A 24,329-nucleotide genomic window follows, 5' to 3' on the forward strand; every position below is an offset into this window, starting at 1 on the left:
AATGATATCGGCAACATTTATCTTTAAACAAAAAAAATCAGATTCTGAGTTTGAAACTTTGGATCGTTCTATTGAATCTTATGTAGAAAATCATTCAGAGTATCTTGGAAAAGATAGTTGGGTGAATTTAGAACAGGGAACTATGGCAGTAGTCTATTATTTTAAATCATATATTGGTTTAGAGGCTTTAAAAACTTATACCGATCATAAATCTGCAAAGTCTCAGTATTCAAAATGGTATGCGGGTTATCAGGTGATCATTGCTGAAGTTACAAAAACTTATGGTGATGGTGGAATTACACATGTGACAAATCGATAAAAAGGAATGTTTCCTAAGGATTTTAGTTTGAGTTTTTCATTCTGGATGTAGTGATTTCCTGATAGGTTTGAAATAAGGTTTCTATGTAAAACGGTTTTCCAATAAACCCATCCATTCCCACTTCAAAACATTTTTCTTTATGTTCATCGAGGACATGTGCCGTCACTGCAATAATGATTGTTTTGTCTGATTGGTTTTTTTCCAGTTCTCGAATTTTTTCGGTGGCTTCAAACCCATCCATCACAGGCATTTCGCAATCCATAAGAATCAAATCGTATTTATTTTTTTGAAAGAGAGAAAGTGCGACTTCACCATTTTCAGCAACATCAAATTGGATATTAAACTTTCTTAAGAGTCCACCCATAACTTTTTGATTTAGATCGTTATCTTCAACGATAAGGAATTTATGATTTGTAAAAGTAGATTCAAATAAATCTGGATTATTTTTATTGATATTAGATGGTATTTTTGTTCGGACTAATTCTTCGTTTTCAATAGGCAAAAGACACCAAAATAAACTTCCCTTTCCTAACTCACTACTAACACCAATGGTTCCTCCTAATAAAGAAACCAAACGTTCTGAAATAGAAAGCCCTAAACCAGTTCCACCATACTTACGTGAGGTGGAAGTATCTGCTTGTGAGAATTTTTGAAAAATAGATTCAAGTTTATCTTTTGCAATTCCAATCCCGCTGTCTTTGACTTCAATTCGAATTTTATCAAGTTCTCTTTTGATATGAAGGGAAACTGAACCCTTTTCTGTAAATTTAATTGCATTGCCCAGTAAATTGAAAGTGACTTGGCGAATTCTACCTGGATCTGAATAAATATTTTTTGGTACATTCTGATCGATTTCCAGTTTTAAATCAATGGATTTCCATTTTGATTCAATCGATAACAAATCATAGACTTCTGATACTAAATGATGAAGATCAAAATTGATTTTTTCGATTTTCATCTTACCAACTTCTATTTTAGAAAAATCAAGAATATCATTGAGAATGATAAGAAGAGATTTTCCTGCTGAAGCAATCGATGTTACGAGTGATTTTTGTTCTTCATTCAAATTGGTTTTGAAAAGAATTTGAGTAAGTCCAATCACCCCATTTAAAGGAGTTCTGATTTCATGGCTCATAGAAGCTAAAAATTCAGATTTGGCTCGGTTGGCAATTTCTGCAGAATCTTTTGCTCGTTCCAATTCTTTTTGGATTTCTTTTGTGATGCTAATGTCTGTTGAGATACCGCAAAGTGCATAAATCTCCCCATCCTGATTTCGAAGTGGAATTTTTACAGTCAGGTAGGATGTGGTTTTTCCATCGTATAAATTTTTGATGGATTCTTCTTTTCTTAAGGTGATGCCATCAAAAAGAACGGATTTATCATTTGCGATTAATACCTTTGCCGCTTCTTTATCTAAGAATTTTTCATCAGTTTGATTTAATATTTCTTCGAGTGAGTGACCAAATAAATTACAAACTTCTTTGTTTGCAAATATGTATCTGCCACTTTTATCTTTTAAATAGATACAAGCAGAAACATTGTCCAAAATTTCGCGAAGTCTATATTCGCTATCAATTAACCTTTGTTTTGTTGTCTCTCCATCTTCATATAGCTCTTGTAATCTTTTTTGAGTGATATTCAATCGACCTAAAATGGAATTTTTTTGGTTTATAGGATGGATTTCTCCATAAAAATTTCCGTCACCTAGTAAAGAAATTTTTCGGAATGCTTCGTCTACACTACCACCGATGATTGTAGTTAAAGATCTATGTGTTAGAAATAAACTGATCGCGAAAAAAATACCAGTGGTTATCAGTATTCCTCTTAAAAGAAAAACTATCTTTTTTGCATCTTGAATTGCTTTTGTAGTTCGTTCATTTAACTGATTGTACAGATCATTGATCGGCCTCATGATTTCTGCTTTCGCATGAAGGTAATTATCATCGTATAATAAATTAATAGCCCGATGGTTTGATCCTCTTCCCATATCCTTTTCTGTAATGGACATGGCTTCAAATTCAATTTTAGTTAATTGGTCTGATTTGAGTTTTGATTCTGAAAGTAACTTATAATCGGATTCATGAAAATTGGCATTGCGCATGGATTCATAAATGCTAAGGACTTCGCCTTCTTCGGAGGGTGGAGGTAATTTGTTTGCAATGACAAGATCCCAATAGGCGTAACTATAGTTTTTAGGTTTTGGACGTTTTCCATCTCGAATGTCTAAGATCATCTGGAAATATGTTTTATACTTTTCTTCTCTTTGAATGACATATAACCTAACTAAGTTTGTCAATTGGTCCGAAGATTGTCTGAGTTCATTGGCGATTTGTAAAGAATAGTATCTGTTTTCCTCTGCTTCGTCGATGTTTCTTTCACTGGCCGTATAAAACACAAAGGCAATGGCGACAAAAATAAAGAGAATGATGTTTAGAAGCAGATAGGGGAATAATTTACCTCTTTTGGTCCAAATTCTCGCCGGCATGGCAGAAATTTAATGATTCGATTTTAGAGGTAAAGAATAATATTCTGATTGGCTTCGAATAAAGAATTCGATTGTTTTTAAAACAAGACCGAAGTTACTAGTAGTCCCATTTTGTTTGGGAAAAACTCGTACTGTTACTAGAGATTAATTGTGTTTCCCTTCCATATAAGCTTGTAATTCTTGTTGTAGACCTTCTGGAAGGCTAAGACCCCGCGCACGAATTCTTTCGTTATACTTATTAAAAGACATTCGATGTTGGTTTGTGTTTAAATACCCTTCTAAAGCTTCCGCAGCCCAAGACATAATTTCTTTTACAAAGTCATGGTTTTCTTCCAGTTGATCACAAAAAGGGATAAACAAAGGACGATTGACCGGCCTGCCAATATTGCGATAGAATAGTAGGCAATATAGTGTTTCATCACCGAGAACTGACTCTGTTCTAATTTTTTCTTCCACATATTTTAGGTTGATTGTATCCAAATAATCAATGTTAACTGTTTCCGGAGCCAACCTCTTCGAAACAAATTTAGAAATTTCCGTTTTGACAAAAGATAAATTTGTACAATGTGCGGGGCAACAACTCTGGTCTTTGTGAAGATCACATTCTAAGAGCAAAATGCAATCAACATCCGAAGTTGGATCCACGATACCAAAGTTAATAGATCCTAATAACTCTAAAGCCACCTCGTAACCTTTTCTTGATAATTCTTGAGTGGCAAGTCGGAAGGCTTGCATTCGTTTCAGTGCGTATTTGGTATCATAATTTCGGTATTTGTTTTTTAGGACAAGATACCTTTCGACGATGTTTTTTGACATAGGAGATCCAGTTCTGCTGGTGAATTGCCTTACAGTGAACGCCAGTCATTCCAATTATACAACACCTTTTGGTTGTCGAAATTTGATTTTTCGCCGATAGTAAGACCAGGGAACTAAAAACAAATTGATGTATCAGGATAGGACCCCTGAAAATCTGGGGGAAGGTAATCGAGTGAAAAGGGAAAGTCGCCTTCTTTGGAAATTGAGACACGCTTTTCAGTCGGTGAAAAAAGTAAGTCACTTACCTTTTCGTGCGGGTTACCATGTCCTCTGCCTAACTTTTTCCTATGGTTTGATTTATCTGGCTGTTCTGGGGAATGGGGAAGTCTGGGCAGGGGAGGAAGACCGACGAAATCCCTTATCTGGCCTTTATCTATCTCCCTTACAAGTGATCTCTACGGAAGAAGTCCAAACCTTAGATTCAGAAAAACGAATCCCCATAGACGAAGATTCTGGGATTGCTCTTCGGGAGGAACCGAAGGCTGTCGATCCCAATGCCGCAGATGTTCCCGTGGTTCCGGGAGCGGATACCCCTGTGGAAGGCCCTGGTTTGGAAACAGGTCCGAAAAATTTAGAAACTAAGATCCGTGAGGCGGAAGGTCTTCTTAAACGTTATTATAGTCAGTTCATTGAAGAAAAAAGAATTTGGGAAGATCGAGAAAAAGGAAATGTTTATAATTCCAGAACGGAGATGAATGACATTCGCCTTTTATTATGGCAAAGTACTCATAAAAATTCAGAAACATATATCGTAAGGGATTCGCCATTACTATATCATTTGCATATAAAACTTGCTAAGTTGTATGTTGAGTCGGAAAAATATGCCCCTGCATTACGCCATTACCTTGCCGCATTTCGATACCATCCACTAGAGATGACAGAAGAAGGATTTCGAAAAGGGGAATGGCAAAAAGAAGATATTTTGGGATATGATGCGTCTGCTGCAAAAGAACATGATCGTTTATTTAATGAATGGAAACAATCAGAAGAAAAATTAAAAAAAACAAAAGATGAGATCCATATCAAAGAGAGTAATTGGATTCGAGAAGGAAAGAGTTTATCGAGTTTGATGCCTCAGTCCAAAATTTGGAAAGAGGATATTCGGATTGCAGAAGAAAACCGTAAAACCACAAAACAGAAATATGATGAATCGGTAAATTTGAGATATTTATCTTATCTAGATAAAAGAAAACAAGTTGAATCAAATGATCTTTACGCATTTGCCAATGTGGTGAAAAAATTAGAAGATGATAACAAAGAACGTCTTAAAATTGTTAACAAACTTGGAACTGCCGGCAAAGGGATTTATGTATTATTCGATTACAAAAGAAACACTGATTTTTTTGCTTATGAATTAATTTTAGAAAGAGCTTATCGTGTTTGGAATGAGAACCCTTCCGTTTTGACTGATATTGCAGAACAATACAGGCAAGATGGCAGAAAAGAGAGAGCCACTGATTTTTATGAAAAAGGTTTGAATGAGCTTTTAAAAATAAAGAATCCTTCACCAGAAGAACAAGAGAAAATCATTAAATCAAATCTTCGTTTGGCGACCATCAATGCTGATCTAAAACGGAATATCCTTGCAGGTCAATATTATGAAAGGTTTTTCAGTTTATCCCCTGATTCGGCTGATAAAACGAGAGTTTCCTATGAAATTGGAGTTTTTTTTAGTTCGCAGATTGGTGATCCTGATCGTGCCACTCCATTTTTGGAGTATTGGCTGGAACGAAATAGTCGAGACTGGAATCCTTCTTTAGATTCAGACACCGGACTGACTGAACTTGAGTCGATCGCTTATTATTATCTGAGCAAAAGAGATAAAAAATACAAACGTAATGAACTAGAAAAAAATAAACTCAATATCTCTTATGCGCAGTGGAAGAGATTAGATGAAAAATTGATCCTTGCTGAAAATGATCTTAAGGAATTAATTGAGAAAAAACAAACTCTTAAAAAAGATCTTATGGTCACTACACTGGATGACATTCTTTCTCAGTATAGGTTGATGGATTTAAAAATTGAAGATCAAGAAGCAGTCATTCGTATATTAGAAACTAAAAAAAGTAAAATTCCACTTATGAAAATACTATTTAGGTTGGGAGTTCTTGCAGAGGAATCGAGGGACTTTGTTAAAGCAAAAGAATTTTATGAACGTATTATCAGTGTTGGGGGCGAAACGGAAATCAGGCTTGCTCTAAAAGAATTGGAACGAGTTAGAAAAATTTTAGAAACAGGAAATATACAACCACCAATCAGCGAGAGTATTTGATGATTTCGTCTGTTTGGTCACCAGCTAATTCTTGTTCTAAGTTCTCTTGTGTGTAACCTTCATCAGGTAAAACACGAAATTTTACTTCGTCAACAGTATCACCTTCGTGAACAATTTTAATTAAATACTCACCAGTTCTTAAAAGAGAAAATTCATCTCGAATCGCAAGAGAATCGGGTTCCACTCGTTTCTTTTTGATATCAATTTCAACGAAATCCAATTCATAACGATTGAGTGAAATATAAAAATCTGTTTCTAAACCGGGACTTCTGGAGAACTGATATACATAGTGGATTGTGTCACTGGGAGAAAAAATAAGATCATCTCGCATCATTTTATAGTCGGTGATGGTTTGGATGTGTTTTTCCAAAATGTCCATTTCTTCCATTTGAGTGGTGGTCCAACCAAATTCACCTTTGGGAACCCCGCATTGGATGAGAGTGGCTAGGAAGAGAATGGGAAGGAGGGGACTGATACTTTTGGAAAAAATCCGAATGAAGGGACTTGGCACCGAATTCTGTCTCATCTTAGTTTTATCTTCGACAAAATTCCGAATTTGCCTGTTAGGAAATCAAACCTTTAGTCTATAATTTTTCCGCGGTCCGAGATGTCCTTCTCCTTGGTTTTGAATTCACTGGAGTTTCCTGGATGCATTTCCCTTTGTTTGTTCCCGAATTCTTCAGCAATCTTTGCCGGTAAAATGAGGACGCGGCTCACCCAGCGCAAAACCAAAAAAAGAAGAATCGAAAGGACTAGGATTTTTGCCATAATGCCTCAACGCGCTCGGAGGGATTTGGGAAGGTGTCTGTCTTCCTCATTTTCTCCCCAACCGAGCTTAGTAACACCATACAATCCCACTAGGAGAAAAAGGAAAACGGAAAGATAAAGTAAGGGACTGTATTCTTCTGAATAAAAAACCTTTCCTTCGCCTGGTTTGGGAGCTTTTTTCGGAGTCTGGGGTAAACCAAACTTTCTAGCAAGGGATTCAATTTGGATGAAATTGATGACAGGAACTTCTTTTTCTAAAAAGGATTTGATCACGGAATTGGGAATGTGGATTTCTTCAGGCAATCCAGTGATGAGTCCATTTTTGAAAACTTGTTTCCCGAGATTTGTTCCCAGGATGGTTGTCCCTCCGCCTACATTCACAAAAAGTTTGATGGGTTTTCCAGCGGCCAATTCTTCATATAGTTTCATTCTTTTTTCAATGGAATCATCAAAATGGATGGGATCGAGGAGTTTTATTTGGTTTCTTTGTAAAGCACGACCAAGAAGTTCTTTACCCTCTTTGGAAATTCCCATTGCCTTATCTTGAATTCCTCCAAGAGACGCATAACTAGACTTAAACGAAAAGATTCCTGATTCGACTAATTCATTTTCCATATCCAACCATAACATCTGAGGATGATTGGCTCCAAATTGTGATGCGGAAGCACTTGAGATGATAATCGGCTTTAGTTTTAATGTATCAAGAGCAGCAAATAAACAAATATTCAACGCAGGAAAAGAACCTGATACAGCCACAGCTACTGTATCACCTTCTTCTATCTTAGCTTTTTTTAAATACTGAACCATAACGGCGGCAAAATTTGGATTGATGGAAGTTTGTTTTGCAGAAAGAGATCCACTATTACTTGTAACAGGTGTTAGAAATTCGCCAATAAATCCAGAATTTGTTGGATCTAATTCTTTATAGTCAGGTTTTTTATGTTTTAGTAATTCTGGTTTTAAAATTTGAAATCCTCGTTCAGCAAGTTTTGCTGCATGAAGTTTTTTCTTAAAGTAAGGTTGTTCTTTTTTTACCTTACAAGTCTCAATTAACATAAGACCAAGAATTCCTAAAATTACTAAAAGGAATAATGCAAGCCTGGAATGTTTCCAGGGAGACCAATAAATTTTAGTCATCATAATGTTTCTAACTCAGTACCTAAAAGAAAAATAAGAAGAATTTTTACAAATATAGAGGCGAGTATGAGAACAGAAGTAGTTTCTAATACACCTTGTCTTTCATACCAAATGGCGATGAGTCCAGGTATGATAAATCCAATCCCTCTAACTTCGGAAAGATATGATATATCTAAATCTGGTAGAACCTGATAGTTTAAAAGGTATCCAAAAAAATAACCAAATAATAAAATAAAAACAATTTTCCTTTTTCCAAAGATAAGTAAAAAGTTAGATAAAATTTCCACACAAAGATAAGATAGTAACGCAATCAAAAAGGTGAGGACAATATCCTTTGGGTGATTAAATGACAAAGCTAAATAACCTGGAACAACAAGTCCAGTCCCAAGAATGCCAAACAATTCCGAAAAAACTAAACTAACCACAAGGCTGAGTCCAATGGAAAGAGGAAGAATTTCATTCATTGATTTGTTCCGACCTGTTTTTTAAATATAAAGATAAGTCCATTCCCAGACCAACTATATTTCCAATACCAAAAACTAAAGATTGTTTTGGGAGAATTGAGAGTAAAGATTCAAAAATTCCATCTAAACTCAAATGTTCCCAAACAAAGATGGGAATGTCTTTTTTTGAATAGGCTTTTAAATATTTAAAAGCAAGAGATGTAGATGTACCAATCAAGATTACCGCATCATAACCTTCCCAATTGGCAAATTCCTTTGTTAGCTGATGGCTTCGTTCCGGCCTGTCTTCTCGTGTATGAAATAAAATGTATCTTTTTTTATATTGAGGATATCTTTCGATCACTGATGACCAAATATACTTAGTGCTGTTAGGATCATTCGCAGCCATCGCATTGGCATAAAGAAATTCCTTACCAAAAAAATGGATTGTTGATACAGACAAAGCACCCGGATCTGGAGTGACTTTCCACATAGCTTCAAGGGCTTGTTTTCGATTCACACCTAAAACTTCGCAAACCTTTAGTGCCAGGTTCACATTTTCTTTGTGTTCCCAATAAGAAAACTTTGCCATTTCTTCGTCAGTGATTGAGTCATCAGAGTTTTCGTTCACTAAAATGGCATTCGTATTTCTATCCTCACAAACTTTAAGGACTAACGATGTAAATTCAATTTGCCCGACAATTAGAGTTCCATTGACTGGACAGGCAGATAATAACGATTTGGCGACGTCTACCAAATCCGGTCCCATCACCTCTAGATGGTCTTCCCTGATATTTGTAAGCACACCTATATCTGATTTTAGAATTTGCCCTTCACTTGCCCATTGATAGCGCGGTTCTAAAGCCATACATTCCAAAACAACAATTTCGGCTCCTGATTGTTCTGCTTTCTTTAGAATTTTAATTTGTTCTAAAATGGATGGTTTTCCAAATCGTGTAATTGATTCTTCTGATCCATCAGGAAAAATCATTCTAGCCATCGTCCCAGTGGTTTTTGCAAAAACGGAAATTCCTGTAGAAGAAAGTCCTGATCGTATGAGCCTTGTTACACTAGACTTTCCTCTGGTTCCATTCACATGGATTCGATGTTTGAACTTTTTTATTGTACGATTGTGTAAAAAATATTCAAATGTGTAGTAAAGTAACAGTATTAGGATAATTAGAAAAAAAAGAAAGGCGTTTGGTTTCATTTGAATTTTTCAGGATGATACATTTCCTTCAAGGGATTGTCATTTGATTGTAACCCAAAACTGAGAAGATTCACCTAGTTTTCTATGAGCATCCGTTACAAATTCTTATTAATATTGAGTGTGAGTCAAATTCTTCTTGTGATTGCTCTCACAACTAGTTTTGCCTACCTTCTGCAATCGGTTAAAAATATCCCCCAAACACAACGAGCGGAGGACCTTTCGCGGAATTTTCAAAGAGAACTGGAATTTAAAGAAGAAAAATTACGTTTGTTACTAGAAGAAATCACTTTTAATTCTCAAACTCGAGGGATTTTAGAAAGAGGACTTGCTGATCGTTCTGTTTTATCAAAGGAACTTCCTTATTTACAACAAATTTTAAAAAGATATGGCCTATCTATTTTCGAGATTGGAGACAATCAGGGGAGGGTTTTGTTTCGTGTACATCGCCCCAAAGACTACGGTGATGATAAAAAAAATCAACCTATCATTCGCAATGCTTTGAATGGGCAATCCACTGCCGCTTTGGAAGATGGGCACAGTGGACTTGGATTTCGATTGGCAGCTCCACTTTTTGGTCGAGGAACAATTCTGATTGGTCAAGTAGTAGATGACAACTTTACAAAAACCATTTCCAAAGACAACCGAATCCATTTAGCAATTTTTCAAGAAGGAAAAGTAAAAACTATTGGATCAGATATGATTCGTTTGGTGATGAATGAAAAACCTAATTTGTTAATGGAAGAACAAAGGTTTCATTTTCAAAGTAAACCTTATTATTTAGTTAAAATACCTTATGTGGGAAGTTCTCAATCAGTAAAACATTTAGTATTCCATGTGTTGATTGATGAAAATGAAGTAGAGTCAAAAACATGGAAAATTTGGTCTTTTTTTGTGATCGCATCACTAGTGTTGTGTGGTGTTATTTTCCTCATTTCCTTTTTGTTTTCCCGAGATATGGTGGAGGCAATCAAATTACTCACCACTGCTATGGTGGATTTAGACCAGTGGAAACCAGAAACTTTGCCTACTCATCGAAGTGATGAAATCGGGCAAATGGGAAGAGTTTTCGTTGAAATGAAAGAAGAGTTATCGGAACACCAAAACCATTTAGAAGAAATGGTAGAGCAAAGAACCAGAGAATTAAATGAAACTTTATCTGAGATGCAAAAACTTCAGGATAAACAAGATGGAGATTACTTTCTAACATCTTTGCTTATTAAACCTTTACGTGGTTCGTTTGCGAAATCCGAAACAGTTTCGATCAAAATCTTTGAACGCCAGATGAAACAATTTAAGTTTCGTAATAAACAATCTGAAATCGGTGGTGATCTTTCTGTTTCTGACTCTATCTTTTTGATGGGTAAAAAATATACTGTATTCCTTAACGCAGACGCTATGGGTAAATCCATTCAAGGTGCCGGTGGTGCTCTCGTGATGGGAACAGTTTTCAAATCAATCATCACTAGAACACAAAAATTGCGTTATATGCAAGATAGGCATCCCGAAAGGTGGCTGAAGGAATGTTTTCAAGAAGTTCACAATGTTTTTATCAGTTTTGATGGGCATATGTTACTATCCGCCATACTCGGATTAGTTGATGAGGAAACAGGAACTTTGTATTATATCAATGCAGAACATCCTTGGATTGTGTTGTATCGAGATGGAAATGCAAGTTTTATTGAGAATGAACATTCATTACGTAAAATCGGTTTTACTGAGATGAGTGGAGATGAAGTGGTGATTAAGATTTATCCTCTCCGTGCGGGTGATGTTTTAATTTTGGGTTCAGACGGACGAGACGATTTATTTGTAGGACAATCTGGTGGAAACCGACTCATTAACGACGACGAAACAGTTTTCCTTCGCCATGTCAAAGAAGGTGGCGGTGATTTGAACCAAATCTGTAAAACAATGTTTTTGTTTGGGGATTTGACAGATGATTTGAGTTTAATGAGAATCTCCTTTTTGGAAGAAGTTGCCCATGCTGCCAAAGAATCAACTAAGACAAATGTCTATTACCAAATGTTGGGAGAAGGAATTCAATCTTATCGTGATGGTGAATGGAATAATGCAATTTTTGCATTAGAACTAGCGTTAGATTCAGAACCTGATGATCTTTATTGTCTTAGAGAATTATCCAAATTGTATATGAAATCTAAAGATTACGAAAAGGCCATTGAACTTGCGAATCGTTATTTACAATTAAATCCAGGAGACACGGACTTTTTGTTTTATATTGCGTATGCTCACAAACAAAGAAGAGATTTTGTTTTGGCTACAGATTTTGCAGAAAGACTTCGTTTTAGAGATCCTAAAAATTTTAACAACCTTCTGTTACTTGCGGAAATTCTAATGCATAGGAGAGATATTGAACGTTCCAAAGAAGTTCTATTGGCTTTGCAAGAAATGGCTCCCGAAAATCCAAAACTTCTAAAACTAAAAAACTTTTGGAAAAAAATGGTATCTACTTCTGTAACTTGAGTTATTGAAAAGAGTTGATGGCTTCTTCTGTGCTTTCAAAGATTTGAATGACAGAAGAAATTTTAGAAATACGAAAGATCTGACGAATCGTTTTGGAAACGTTTACGATTCTTAATCCACCACCTAACTCAGTCAATTTGTCGTTTAGAGACATGATGAGGCCAAAGCCAGAAGAGTCAATAAAGCTGACTCCTTCTAAATCGAAGATAAATTTATGTTCTTCTTGTGATGCAGATTCTTTGATCCGTTCCTTTAGAATGCCGGCATTTAACATGTCTAAGTTGCCGAACAATTTTAAGACAACAATTCCATCAGATTTAGATTCTGTATATTCCATTGAACCGCTTTGAGAATAGCCAATTTTCGGATTTGGTCAATAGATTAATTCACGAACTTGTCCCATTTTTCCTCCACTGAAATGGATCTAAGGATTCGCCAAATCAGTTTGGAACCGTTTTCCGAATTGGTCATGATGACCACTCCATAACCTTTTTCTGTATTAAAAATGGCAAGTGACTTATGTCCCTTTGTATGCCCGCCATGGAAGAAATATTCTGTTTTTCCTGTGCGATTTAAGAAAAATCCATGGGCGACGAGGGCGTGGACAGTAAGATTTGCAGCACTCATTTTGGGAGAAAGTAAATACTCTGCTGACTCTTTGGTGAGAAAGTTTGATTTCCCTTGTTTTGCCTTTGCTACTTCGTGAAATAAAATTCCGACTTCTTCTGGAGTTGTCCAAAGTCCTCCCGAGGAAAGTTCTGGTGTGACAAAGGATTTTTGTGGGAGTAAATTTCCTTGTTCGTCATAACCATCACAACGATCATCTTCAGTTGTTAGGTTCTGCTTGAAAGTGCTTCTGGTCATGTGTAGAGGTTGGAATACAACTTCAGACATTAGGTTTTGAAATGACTTTTTTGTTCGGTCAGTTAGGATTTCTTGTACAATGCTATACCCACCACCGGAATAACGAGATTTACTTCCCGGTTTATAATACAATTTTAAACCGTTTCCTTTTGTGGTGTTTGTATCTTTTAATTCTCGTAAGTGTTTTTTTCCTGAATTGATTGGATCATCCCAGTTTCCTTTTTCAGTCAGTCCACTAGTATGAGATAATATTAAGTCGAGATTTACGAGGGATCTTTTTTTTGTATTAGGTACGGAAACTTTAAATGTTTTGAGTTTTCCTATCCAATTAGAATATAAATCAAGTTGGCCAGATTCAACTAATCTAAGTGTTGCGGTTGCAGTCATTGTTTTAGAAAGTGACCCTGCGCGGAAAAGAGTGTTTTGGCTTTTTGTTCCATACATTTTTTTCCAACTTAATCCGTGGTTTCTAAACACTGCAATACCAAGTGAAGGAACTTTTTCCTCTTTCATTAAGTCTTCGATATAAACTTCATTAGGAAGATTGGTTTTTTTTCTGAGGTTTAATTTTTTAGCATAAAAAATGATTTCTGTTAGTGCCGATTTTACAGAAGACAAATCCCCCTTACTTTTTCCGTAAGGACTTACAATTGTTATAAAGATCCTACTTTTTAAGTCATGATAAACAAAGTTTGATATTCCTTTTTCTTTCCCGTAAGTCCAATAAAAGTAATCTCCTACAAAAACTCCTTCTCCAAAAGCAATAGGATCTTCGGATATAGAATCAGACAAAACTGTTTTTTTAATCAAGGTATCTCTGGATAACTTTGATATCAGTTTTGGTTTTTTTAACTCCAAACTGAAAAGAGAAAGGTCTTCCGGGATAGAATAGATTCCGCTATTACCTAATAAAACCTCACCCGAATCCACTGTAGTATTTTGAAACCCAAGAGGACTAAATACCTTTTCTTTTAAATAATGGGAATAAGATGTTCCTGTAACTTTTTCTATGATATAAGACAAAAAAAGATAATCAAGTCGGCTGTATTTCCAATACTCTCCTGGAGGGAAGGCCGGTTTTAATTTGGATTCTAAAAAAAGTCGTTTGATATCATCGCGTTTTAAATGATTTTTTTCTGAATCGAAGTTGGGTAAAAATTCGATGATTTTTGGTAACCCAGAAGTATGGCGTAATAAATGTCCAATGGTGATTTTTGAATAGGGAAACCATTTTAGGTGTTTAGATACAGAGTCAGTTAATGATATTTTTTTTTCTTCTTCTAATATATGAATTACATAAGCAGTAAAAGTTTTTGTCGATTCACCTAATGGAAAATTATGTTTTTTATAAAGTTGTGAATTTTTTCTTTTTTTTCCCGGATAAATGGATTCTCGAAAAAGGATGTTGTCGTCTTGTGAAATTAAAACTGCTCCTTGAAATCCTTCTTGTTTGATTTTCCTGCGAATTTTTTCTTTGGTTTCTTCTGAAAAAGTACCTATTTCGGATTCTCCACAGTTGGTAACTAATAAACTGAGAAAAATACAGATGAGAATCCGAAATAACATTTAAATTAGTCTCTGTTGATTAGACTTGGGTGGTATCCTTCTGGCGCTTCAAACCCTAAAAGATCCATCATCGTTGCAGCAACATTAGCGAGTCCTTTTTCTTTTAAGTTCTGATTGAGTTTGATTTTTCCTTTTGGATCGTATAACACAAATTGTACTGGGTTTAGTGTATGACTTGTTTTGGGAACAGGTTTTCCTTCTTTGGAAGTTTCTGCTGTTCCTTTTTTGTTTAGTTGGTACATTTCGTCCGCATTTCCATGATCAGCGGTAATACATAAAACTGTACCAGTTTCATCACAGATTTTTTTGATTCTATCTAAACAAACATCTAGGTACTCCAAACCGCGTACAGTGGCATCCATGTTTCCAGTATGTCCAACCATGTCTCCATTTGCATAATTAACTCTTAAAAACGGAAATTTATGAGAAGTAAGAGCAAGCACAAGATTGTCTGTGATTTCTTTTGCTTTCATTTCAGGTTTTTGGTCAAAAGGAATGATGTCTGATTTTACTTCTTCGTAAGTTTCTAAAGTTTGATTAAAATATCCGGATCTATTTCCGTTCCAAAAAAAAGTAACGTGTCCATACTTTTGCGTTTCGGAGAGGGCGTACTGGGCGACTCCTTCGTTTGCAAAGTATTCTCCCATAGTACGATCAATTGCAGGTGGAGCAACTAAGTATTGTTTGGGGATGAATAGGTCTCCATCATATTGCATCATTCCAGCAAATTCGACTTTTGGAAACCGTTTTCGATTGAAGTTTGTTAATGTTTCTTCTGTAAAAGCTCTTGAAATTTCAATGGCACGATCTCCACGGAAATTAAAAAATACAACTGAATCATTATCTTCCACTTTTCCAATAGGTTTGCCGTTCGAATCTCCAACCACAAATCCAGGTAAGTATTGATCAATGACTGCTGGATTTTCAGTGCGAAAGGTTTCGATGGCTTCTTTGGCAGTTGCAAAAATTCTACCTTCTCCTTCGACATGATGATTCCAACCTCTTTCTATCATAGACCAATCAGCATCATAACGATCCATCGTGAGTTCCATTCGTCCCCCACCTGAAGCAATAAGTATATCGATCCCTTTTTTACGATATCCATCCAAATACTCTTCGAATGGATTAAGGTAGTCTAACGCTGATTTTTCGGGGACATCTCGTCCATCAAGGAGAATGTGAAGTCTTATTTTTTTGACGTCTTCTTTGATTGCGTTATCGATAAGAGCTTTTAAATGATCGATATGACTATGCACATTTCCGTCTGAGAATAGTCCTAGAAAATGAAAAGTGGATTGGTTCGATTTACAATTAGAAACCATTTTTTTCCAAATGGGGCCGATAAACAAACTCCCATTTTCGATTGATTGAGAAACTAATTTAGCACCTTGGTCAAAAATTCTTCCTGAACCTAAAACATTATGACCCACTTCGGAGTTACCCATATCTTCGTCGCTGGGCATACCAACTGCGGTTCCATGTGCTTTTAATAAAACAGTAGGATGCGAATTCCAAAGACCTTTTAAGACAGGCATTTGTGCTTTGGCTACGGCGTTTCCGTTTTCATATCCCTTTTCTGTAAACCCAACTCCATCTAAGACGATGAGTAAAACTTGTTTGGCAAGTGGACCTTTAGGTTGTTTTTTTAGAGTTAACATAGATTAGATTCTCCTGTCTTTTTCCACTCTGAGATTTATTGAAGATTTTGCAACTGGAAGATATCAAAAGGTGTTAGTTCCACGGAACTTGGTATGGGATTTAGAAGTACGTTTCCTAGGTTGGAGTCATATACATAGATACCTGGTCTATTGAAATCGGTGGATCCTACTAATAATTTGCCTTCGTTCGTTAATAGTAAACCCGAAAGGCTAATTCCAATATTCCCTGGAATTTGTAAAAGAATTCCAATTCGCTCTCCCGTTCTTGGGCGAAAGGCTTGAACTGTTTTCGTAAATCCAGAATCAAGGACAGCAGCAAAACCTAGTTCTTCATTTTTGATTTGAAAAGCGAGGATATCTCCACCTGCTGTCTCTTCTGCAAAAAGACGGTTGGGGTGAAATTGGCGAGTGCTCAAACGAAAAGCAATGATTCCTGCATCGATTTGGGATATAAAACCAACACGTCCTACACAAGAGAAAACTAAATGAGGTTCTCCGAATAGATTTACCTTTTGGATTTTGGAACTCGGATTTCTGTAAGGAAGAGTGTAAACAGCTCTAATTTGATTCAAATCCATATCGATTTCTACAAGGTAAGAATCAGAGTTAGGTGGTAAGTATCCAGATACATCGTTCCGATCCAAACGTTGTAATAATACAAATAAACTCGATCCGTCTTGGAGCATATAGGCAGATTCAACGGAACTATCAGGAATTCCTGAAGTAGAATAAGTTTCTCTTAAGGTTGTAAAGGAAACTCCACCTACTTTTGTTCCATTTGATCTAGAATAAATGGCCAATTCATCGGAATTGTATAAACTAACAAAATATTTATCGTTCCAAACGGAGATATCTTGGGGGTTTTTGCCTTGTCCAACACTAAACTCTTGTTCGGTGATAAATCCTAGCTGTGGATTTAATACCTGGATACTATCGCGATTCAAACGATTGACGATGAACACTCGATCATTGGTATACCTTCCTACCGCATCGGAATGGATTGGTATCGAAGTGGGAAAGGTTGTAAAAGAGTTTGGTTCAAAGGTTTTAAACCTTCCACCACTAGCAAAGTCAGAAGTGACAACGCCGACAGAAGTAGGAGAAGCTGATAGAAAAAGAAATTGGAATAAATTTGGTTTCTCAATCTCTAACTGGGAACATTGGAGATAGAAAAAGAATATGGGAAATAAACGTAATGCGTATAGCCGCAACATAGATCGCGATTGGAAGAATGATGATTTTGCCGCGAATATGTGTATTGCGTATATTCCCCGAACTAGTTTGAAAAGGCTTCTTCTTGGAAATAAACGTAATGCGTATAGCCGCAACATAGATCGCGATTGGAAGAATGATGATTTTGCCGCGAATATGTGTATTGCGTATATTCCCCGAACTAGTTTGAAAAGGCTTCTTCTTGGAAATAAACGTAATGCGTATAGCCGCAGCATAGATCGAGATTGGAAGAATGATAATCTTCCCGCGAATATACGCATTGCGGATAAAAACCAAATAGGTATGGGCGAAGAGATGGATTCAAACGTCGTTTTTTTCATTAGAATCGGTAACTCCCCGTAAAGTAGTAACTGCGACCTGGTAGCGGATATCCAACTAAATCTTCCACCCGTTTGTCTGATAGATTACGAACTTCGAATCCTAAAATCAATTCGTTTCCTGATTCTAAATTTTTATAAGCTGTGTATTGGATATAAAGATTCCATAATTGTCTAGCGGGCAAATAACCTAAATATTCATTGGTTCTGTCTCGAAAATTGGCACCGATGTATTGGTATTCCAATCCAATCTCCCCATACTCTTTAAAGAAAGCAAGTAAGGCACTTCCTTGGCTTTTGGAACGTAGCGGGAGATATTTTCCGTTTAATGAGGGAGATTCCGAATAGTTTTTTGCATCTTGATACGTATAATTAAAGTTAAATTTGATTCCTTTGTTCCAGATGATATTATGGCTTGTTTCTAAACCACGGATGAAAGCTTGGTCCACGTTTTCTGGTCTTAAGGTAAATTGTGAATTTGGCAAAAACAAAATCATATCGTAGATTCTTTTTTGAAAAATGGAAACATCTGATTGCACTTTCCAATTTGTGAAAGGTTTTGAGTGGAGATAAAATCCAAAGTCGCCGTTTCGGCTTTGTTCTGGACGTAGTTTGGTATTTCCTACGATACTTCCTCTTTCACCAAATAACTCCAAGAAGGTGGGAATTCGAAAATCTTTACTAATATTTGCAAGTGTTCCAAATTCCAAATTTTCTTTTTTGATCCAAACAATTTTAATCCCAAAACTTGGATTGGTAAAAGCTTGCCTAACATAAAATACATCTGTTAACGGATCAATCAGTTGGTTACGAATACTGGTTTCATCTTTTCCGAATCGGTCCGTAAATCGTTCAAAGCGTACTTGTGGAACCAAAAAAAGACGATTGGAAAATAACCTAATTTCATCTTGAAAACTCGCACTTAAACTATCCCTACGTTTTTTTGGCTCCTTTCTTTCTGTTTCGTGGTTGTAACGTTTTTCATATCTCGTAAAGAATTCTTGTTCCGTTTGAAAAGAGGCTCGGAGCACTTGATTGTATTCTAATAAGTATAAGGTTGGTGTGAGTTGAAACCCATATTGGTTGGTTTTAGTATACGAATTTGGAGTTCCGTAACTAAATTCAGATTTGGGATCAAAAAAATCATCCTTAGAAAAATTACCGTAGGTTTTTGTTTCAAGAGTTAAATTTTGCAAAAGAAACTCATTTGTTTCTGTTGTAACTGCTGATGAAAGTTTGCTAAATACTCTTTCTACTGCGACAGTCTGTCTGTTTCCTGGACCGGGTAACCCTTGTTTTCTGTGAATGTAATCGTTAAGTACATTCACTTTGGTTTTTCCGAATTCTAATGAGATATTTCCGGTAAATCCTGTTTTTCTAAATTGAGCATTGCGACGTGTGTCAATCGTATCGTCGTAAGTATTAAATAAAACAGTTCCTTTGTTATTGAGATAACTGAAGTTTTGATCAGAAGTTTCTTGGAGCGCTTGTACAAAATAAGAACCACCCGAAAATTGATCCATATGAGTTACACTAGCTTTTGCGGTTCTAAAACTTCCTCCCATCAAATTGACTCGCGTGATCGGTTTATCAATTTTTGATTTGGAAACTAAATTGATAGAGCCACCAATGGACGATCCTGAAAATCCCGTAGGTGTCCCTGATTTATAAATTTCTATTTTCTCTAAATTGTCAAAAGGAAGATCAGCTAAATTGATTTCACCCCCCATAGAGTTATTGATAGGAACCCCATTCCAATAAATTTTTGATTGGTTGGGATTGGTTCCTCTTAGAGATAAAGTAGAATAAGAGCCAAGTCCCCCATATTGTCTAACGCGGACACCCGCTTCTCTGTTTAACACATCTGGTAGGCTCGTGTATCTTGTGTTAGTTTGTGATAAATCTATTTCTTTTTGAAAACCTGTTGGGGTTTTGGCAAAATTTGAATTTTTTGATTGGTTCTCTACATTAGCTCTAACTTCTACTTCTTTTGTGCTTTTATCTTGTGCAAAAATTACAAGGGGAGTGAAACTCAAGAAAACTAGAATTGATAACCTGAAATTAGAAATCATGAAGCCGTATTTTCTCAGTACTTGCCAAACTGAAACATGAAAATTGAGTGTCAATTCCCTAAAGGAAAAAAGCATTGTCCCCATGAAGCATTACGACGTATTCGGCGTGGGCAACGCCCTGGTAGATATCATTGCCTTTATAAATCCCAGTTTTTTAGAAAAACAAAATATCACCAAAGGTGTTATGACTCTTGTGGATGAATCCCGACAAGGTCAGATCCTTGCAGACCTTCATGATGAAAAGAAAGAACTTCGCTCTGGAGGCAGTGCGGCTAATACAATGATTGCCATTGCAAACTCCGGAGGGACTTGCTGTTATACGGGAAAAGTAACACATGATACTTATGGTGAATTCTATAAAAAAGATATGGAAGAAGCTGGCGTATTGTTTGAAACCACTCCTGATAAAAATGGTCATACTGGAACTTGCGTTGTACTAACAACGCCTGATGCAGAAAGAACTATGCTCACCAATCTTGCAATATCTACGTCACTAGGCCCTAATGATATCGATGTTGAGAATCTCAAAAAAAGTAAATTTGTTTATGTTGAAGGTTACTTATGGGATGGAGATTCCACAAAAAAGGCTAGTGAACTTTCAATGAAAGTGGCAAAGGAAAACAATGTAAAAGTTTCTTTTACTTATAGCGATCCATTTTGTGTAAATCGTTCTCGGGATGAATTTATTCACCTAACAAAAGAATACGTAGATGTAGTTTTTTGTAATTCAGAAGAAGGTTTGGCTCTTAGTGGAGCAAAAACAGCAGAGGAAGCTGTCGAATTTATCTCTAAACTTTGTCCTTTGGTCTTTATGACTGCAGGTAAAGAAGGTGCTTATGTTGCTGAAAATGGAAACATTACTCTTGTTCCAGGTTTCCCTGTAAAACCAATTGATACAACGGGAGCAGGTGACGCGTTTGCTGCGGGAGTTCTGTATGGACTGACTCAAGGGTATTCAGCACAAAAATCAGCTCGTTGGGGAAACTATGTTGCTTCCCGTATTGTTTGTGAAGTGGGTCCTCGTTTGTCTGTCCGCCTTATGGGAAGACAGGATGAAATTTTAAACGGGTTTAAAGACAAATAAGGCTGTTAATTTTTTTTTGAATCTTCCCAGAGGGTTTGAATTTTCTCAGCAATTTCAAGAGGGGCAAAGGGTTTTTCGATCACACCAATGCCTCCTCTTTTTTGATACTCTAAAATTTCGTTTTTTAAAACACGAGATGTCATAAAGGCCACAGGGATCTCTTTGGTTTCTGGAAAAATTTTTAATTCTTCAATCAGTTCCATTCCATTCATTCCAGGCATTAGAACATCTAACAAAATTAAGTCGGGTTGTAGGATGATTGCTTTTTGTAATCCTTCAGGCCCTGTTTTGGCAAAACTGACTTGATAAGATGAATTGAATTCCAATGCAATTCTGAGTATCTCCACAATATCTTCTTCATCTTCAACAATTAACACATGTTTTAAGGTATTATCTGTCATTGGTTGTATCCAGCCGGAATCGATCCAGGTTGTATGATAGGAAACTCAATCGTAAATTCGGTTCCTTTATCATCAGAAGTGAAAAATATTTTTCCTTTCATTGCTTCTACAAATCCTTTGGTAATGGAAAGTCCAAGTCCAGATCCACCAACTAATTTATCTTTCGGAGGTGCTCCTTGTGCAAATCGGTGAAATAGTCTTGGTGCAAAATTGGGATCAATTCCAGGGCCATTGTCTTTAATCAAAATTCGTGCATGAGTTTCTGTGGGAATAACAGTAATGTATACTTCTGAAAATTTGGGAGTGTATTTCACTGCATTGGAAATAAGATTCGTAATACAATGATTTAACCTATCTTCATCTACATAAACAGAAGTGGAGGGAAAATTTTGATCATAATTTAGTAAAACATGATACTGTTCTGCGAAGGTTCTCATTCCGTCCACGGAACTTTGTAATATTTCTTCTAATCGATAGGTGCGGAATTTGAAATTGATATTTCCCGAATCCAAAGCTTCGATATCCAGTAAGTCCGTTACAAAACGGACTAACCTTTGTGTGTTCTTTCGACAAATGTTTAAAAGTGATTTTGTTTGGTTAGATAATTCACCAGCAACCCCAGCTAGTAGTAAATCAATCGATCCTTTGATAGAGGTTAGGGGAGTGCGTAATTCATGACTCACTAAACTAATGAATTCGTTTTTTAAAGCTTCTGCTTTTTTCCTTTCCGTAATATTTCGAACGATGGCAAGAACATCATCTTCCCCTGTTTTGGTGAAACGAGCTTCAAAGTATTTTTCTCCATCGTAATCTTCAATCGAATACTCGAATGTTTTGGTTCCGCCAACGTCTAAAACTTGCTCCAAAATGGATTCTATTTCGGAAAGTTTTCTGGTAGGGAAAAGATTTTGAATTTGAGTGAATTTAATTTCTTTTCCTTCGTGTAGGGAATCCCAACCTTTAAAGTCCGGGAATTCTTTGTGATCGATAACGGATCCATCTTTACGAATACCGTACAATTTGTCCGGAAGTGCACTTAAGATTGCTTTGTTTTTGTTAAGAACTTGGCTATAATTGTCCTTAGCATTTTTTTCGGAAGTGATTTCAGTCGCAATGAGGATGGTAAAGTTTTCTTGGGGAAAAACTTGGGTAGCAAACCATCCTTTAGATTCCAAAAAGAACTCATCTGAGTGGAATGGTTCTCTATTTTTGATGGCATAAGATAATTTTTTACCAAATTCGGTTGAATCAAGGTCTGGAAACAAACTCCAAACATTCTGCCCTAACATCTGAATGGCGGATTTCTCAACCATCTTTTCTGCAGAAGAGTTCACATAGGTATAATTTTGGTCTTGATCCAGAACAAATATGGCATTTGCACGAGTTTCCAGGATTTTGTCGAAGTATTGAGGGACAAATTTGTGCCAATTTTGTTGCAGAAGTTGCTTTGCATCAAAAAAGCTGTCTTCATCCTTGAAAAAGCTTTTGATTTTTTCCAGAAATTCATTCATAGGTGCAGGTATACGAAAACTAAACCAGAGTTATGATTCAAGTCAGCAATTTATCAAAATTTTACGGCGAAAAACGAGCCATCTCAGGGCTCAATTTTAAATTAGAAAAAGGTGAAATTGTCGGTCTTTTGGGCCTGAATGGAGCCGGAAAAACCACTACAATTCGCATTCTCACGGGGTATTTGATTCCCAGTGCGGGAGATGCTTCGATTGATGGAAAGTCCATATTTGACTTTCCATTGGAAGCAAAACAGAAAATCGGTTATCTTCCGGAAACTCCACCTCTCTATGAAGACATGACAATCACGGAGTATCTTCAGTTTGTAGGTCGAATCAAAAAAATCGAAGAGAACAAACTTGATTCTGAGATAGAAAAGGTTCTTAATAAAACTAACATTACGACTGTTAAAGATAAACTAATAGGGACTTTGTCTCTTGGGTATCGCAAACGTGTCGGTATATCTCAAGCAATCCTTGGAGATCCTGAAATTGTGATTATGGACGAACCCATTTCGGGACTTGATCCAAAACAAATTGTGGAGATTCGTAACTTAATTCGTAGTCTCGCAGGAGATCATACAGTTCTTATTTCTAGCCATATCCTTACAGAGATTTATAAAACTTGTGATAAGTTTTTATTTTTACACAAAGGAAGTTTGAAACAAGAACTATCTCTGACTCGTTTGGAAGAAGAGATGAATCGCCTCGCCGGTTGGGAAGTTGGATTATCAGGAAAAAATTCTGATGAACTTTTGAATTTTATGAAATCAGTAATTGGTGATGGGGATAGTTTATCTGAGCTCGGAACCAATAAAGAAGAAATACAATTTTTGGTTCGAACCGTCGATCCTAAACAATTTAAAGAATCTTTATTCTCAAAAGCATTGGCGAATGGAATTCAAATTGAATCTTTAAAAAAACAAGAAGTGTCCTTAGAACAGATTTTTATGGAGAAAATATGAACTGGCAAACGGCTGTTTGGATCTATAAAAAAGAATTACGATTATTTTTTGGAACATATATGGGACCTTTGGTTCTGGGCGGAACTGCATTTCTCAATGCACTTTTCGTGATGATTTTAAACTTTAATGGTACTGCCAATTATGAAATTGCAACTTACATCACATTCATTTCTTTTATGACAACCATTCTCATTGCTATGGTGATCATATCTATGGGATCGATTGTAGAAGAAAGAAACAAAGGAACATTAGAATTACTTTTTACTTCCCCAGTTACCGATTTAGAGATCGTATTTGGTAAGTTTCTTTTTGGTGTTACGGTTTGTGGAATCATCACCATTTTTATCAATGGATTGTTTCCATTACTTCTATATTCCTTTTGGAAAGCTCCATTTTACATGGTAGCTTCGGGAAGTGTGGGAGTGTTTTTGTTAGGTGTATTTACATTTACCATTGGAATGTTTGGATCAAGTCTTGGGAAAAACCAAATGATATCCTTACTAATATCAGTTTTAATCATACTGACACTTTGGGTTGTGGGATATTTTTCACATTTATTCCAAGCAACAACAAGAAAGGTTTTGTTCCATTTACATATTTTTTCTCACTTCGCTGCTTTTGCAAAAGGAGTAGTCCCTTTGACCGGGATTGTGTTTTTCTTAAGTGGAACATTTTTGTTTTTATACCTTACTGTAAAGGTCTTGGAATCCAGGAGATGGAGGGGGTAGAC

20 protein-coding genes are annotated in these 24,329 nt (G+C 36.3%); 6 read left to right on the forward strand and 14 right to left on the reverse strand.

The window, feature by feature from the left end; translation table 11 throughout:
- The first annotated feature begins 1 nt into the window (after position 1).
- The gene (locus tag CH361_RS05005; RefSeq protein ID WP_100789731.1) at positions 2 to 319 is read left to right on the forward strand and encodes a hypothetical protein; all 318 of its coding nucleotides are present in this window, start codon (positions 2 to 4) and stop codon (positions 317 to 319) included.
- Between the two features lie 22 nt (positions 320 to 341).
- Here the strand turns inward: CH361_RS05005 and CH361_RS05010 are convergent, their stop codons facing one another.
- Both CH361_RS05010 and CH361_RS05015 read right to left on the reverse strand, forming a co-directional pair.
- Positions 342 to 2,804, reverse strand: coding sequence for a PAS domain-containing hybrid sensor histidine kinase/response regulator (locus CH361_RS05010; protein ID WP_100789732.1), 2,463 nt, complete (start codon positions 2,802 to 2,804; stop codon positions 342 to 344).
- A gap of 144 nt (positions 2,805 to 2,948) precedes the next feature.
- Positions 2,949 to 3,620: a hypothetical protein gene (locus CH361_RS05015; protein ID WP_100789733.1), complete on the reverse strand. Its 672-nt coding sequence runs from the start codon at positions 3,618 to 3,620 to the stop codon at positions 2,949 to 2,951.
- Positions 3,621 to 3,747: 127 nt separating this feature from the next.
- Here CH361_RS05015 and CH361_RS05020 point away from each other — a divergent pair, with 127 nt between their 5' ends.
- Positions 3,748 to 5,892 carry a tetratricopeptide repeat protein gene (locus CH361_RS05020; RefSeq protein ID WP_100789734.1) on the forward strand — a complete coding sequence of 715 codons (2,145 nt, stop codon included), beginning with the start codon at positions 3,748 to 3,750 and terminating at the stop codon, positions 5,890 to 5,892.
- Here CH361_RS05020 and CH361_RS05025 read toward each other — a convergent pair.
- Genes CH361_RS05025 through pgsB form a run of 5 tightly spaced genes read right to left on the reverse strand, consistent with a single transcriptional unit; the run spans position 5,876 to position 9,450 of the window.
- Positions 5,876 to 6,418 (reverse strand): LIC_12238 family plasminogen-binding lipoprotein, encoded by a 543-nt coding sequence (locus CH361_RS05025; protein WP_100789735.1) that lies wholly within the window; start codon positions 6,416 to 6,418, stop codon positions 5,876 to 5,878. The two genes, CH361_RS05020 and CH361_RS05025, sit on opposite strands and share 17 nt — an antisense overlap.
- 53 nt (positions 6,419 to 6,471) lie before the next feature.
- Entirely contained in the window at positions 6,472 to 6,660 is a 189-nt protein-coding gene (locus CH361_RS05030; protein ID WP_100789736.1) for a hypothetical protein, read from the reverse strand.
- A 6-nt stretch (positions 6,661 to 6,666) separates the two neighbouring features.
- The gene (gene pgsW / locus CH361_RS05035) at positions 6,667 to 7,797 is read right to left on the reverse strand and encodes a poly-gamma-glutamate system protein (protein ID WP_100789737.1); all 1,131 of its coding nucleotides are present in this window, start codon (positions 7,795 to 7,797) and stop codon (positions 6,667 to 6,669) included.
- Positions 7,797 to 8,261 carry a poly-gamma-glutamate biosynthesis protein PgsC gene (gene pgsC, locus CH361_RS05040; protein ID WP_100789738.1) on the reverse strand — a complete coding sequence of 155 codons (465 nt, stop codon included), beginning with the start codon at positions 8,259 to 8,261 and terminating at the stop codon, positions 7,797 to 7,799. Before pgsC ends, pgsW begins: the two co-directional genes overlap by 1 nt.
- Entirely contained in the window at positions 8,254 to 9,450 is a 1,197-nt protein-coding gene (gene pgsB / locus CH361_RS05045) for a poly-gamma-glutamate synthase PgsB (protein ID WP_100789739.1), read from the reverse strand. Before pgsB ends, pgsC begins: the two co-directional genes overlap by 8 nt.
- An 84-nt stretch (positions 9,451 to 9,534) precedes the next feature.
- Here pgsB and CH361_RS05050 point away from each other — a divergent pair, with 84 nt between their 5' ends.
- Positions 9,535 to 11,931 (forward strand): SpoIIE family protein phosphatase, encoded by a 2,397-nt coding sequence (locus CH361_RS05050; protein ID WP_100789740.1) that lies wholly within the window; start codon positions 9,535 to 9,537, stop codon positions 11,929 to 11,931.
- Position 11,932: 1 nt separating this feature from the next.
- Here CH361_RS05050 and CH361_RS05055 read toward each other — a convergent pair whose 3' ends face one another.
- The 5 genes from CH361_RS05055 to CH361_RS05080 form a co-directional block, all read right to left on the reverse strand.
- A complete protein-coding gene (locus tag CH361_RS05055) occupies positions 11,933 to 12,268 on the reverse strand; it encodes an STAS domain-containing protein (protein WP_100789741.1) in 336 nt (111 codons plus the stop codon).
- A gap of 44 nt (positions 12,269 to 12,312) precedes the next feature.
- A complete protein-coding gene (locus tag CH361_RS05060; RefSeq protein WP_100789742.1) occupies positions 12,313 to 14,361 on the reverse strand; it encodes a serine hydrolase domain-containing protein in 2,049 nt (682 codons plus the stop codon).
- Positions 14,362 to 14,366: 5 nt separating this feature from the next.
- Positions 14,367 to 16,019, reverse strand: coding sequence for a 2,3-bisphosphoglycerate-independent phosphoglycerate mutase (gene gpmI / locus CH361_RS05065; RefSeq protein WP_100789743.1), 1,653 nt, complete (start codon positions 16,017 to 16,019; stop codon positions 14,367 to 14,369).
- 35 nt (positions 16,020 to 16,054) lie between these two features.
- Positions 16,055 to 17,233 carry a hypothetical protein gene (locus tag CH361_RS05070; protein WP_100789744.1) on the reverse strand — a complete coding sequence of 393 codons (1,179 nt, stop codon included), beginning with the start codon at positions 17,231 to 17,233 and terminating at the stop codon, positions 16,055 to 16,057.
- 338 nt (positions 17,234 to 17,571) lie between these two features.
- Positions 17,572 to 19,641, reverse strand: a complete 2,070-nt coding sequence (locus tag CH361_RS05080; protein WP_100790027.1) for a TonB-dependent receptor — start codon at positions 19,639 to 19,641, stop codon at positions 17,572 to 17,574.
- A gap of 82 nt (positions 19,642 to 19,723) precedes the next feature.
- Here CH361_RS05080 and CH361_RS05085 point away from each other — a divergent pair, with 82 nt between their 5' ends.
- A complete protein-coding gene (locus CH361_RS05085) occupies positions 19,724 to 20,725 on the forward strand; it encodes an adenosine kinase (RefSeq protein ID WP_165782227.1) in 1,002 nt (333 codons plus the stop codon).
- A 5-nt stretch (positions 20,726 to 20,730) separates the two neighbouring features.
- Here CH361_RS05085 and CH361_RS05090 read toward each other — a convergent pair whose 3' ends face one another.
- Together CH361_RS05090 and CH361_RS05095 are read right to left on the reverse strand one after the other, a co-directional pair.
- A complete protein-coding gene (locus CH361_RS05090) occupies positions 20,731 to 21,126 on the reverse strand; it encodes a response regulator (RefSeq protein ID WP_100789746.1) in 396 nt (131 codons plus the stop codon).
- The gene (locus CH361_RS05095; RefSeq protein ID WP_100789747.1) at positions 21,123 to 22,637 is read right to left on the reverse strand and encodes a PAS domain-containing sensor histidine kinase; all 1,515 of its coding nucleotides are present in this window, start codon (positions 22,635 to 22,637) and stop codon (positions 21,123 to 21,125) included. Before CH361_RS05095 ends, CH361_RS05090 begins: the two co-directional genes overlap by 4 nt.
- A gap of 32 nt (positions 22,638 to 22,669) precedes the next feature.
- On the opposite strand from CH361_RS05095, the gene CH361_RS05100 reads away from it, so the two are divergent.
- Together CH361_RS05100 and CH361_RS05105 are read left to right on the forward strand one after the other, a co-directional pair.
- Complete coding sequence (locus CH361_RS05100; RefSeq protein WP_100789748.1) at positions 22,670 to 23,599, forward strand: ABC transporter ATP-binding protein; 930 nt, start codon at positions 22,670 to 22,672, stop codon at positions 23,597 to 23,599.
- Positions 23,596 to 24,327 (forward strand): ABC transporter permease, encoded by a 732-nt coding sequence (locus tag CH361_RS05105; protein WP_004786382.1) that lies wholly within the window; start codon positions 23,596 to 23,598, stop codon positions 24,325 to 24,327. The genes CH361_RS05100 and CH361_RS05105 overlap by 4 nt, the downstream gene beginning before the upstream one ends.
- Positions 24,328 to 24,329: the final 2 nt, after the last annotated feature.

This window comes from Leptospira brenneri, assembly GCF_002812125.1.
Taxonomy (GTDB): Bacteria; Spirochaetota; Leptospiria; order Leptospirales; family Leptospiraceae; genus Leptospira_A; species Leptospira_A brenneri.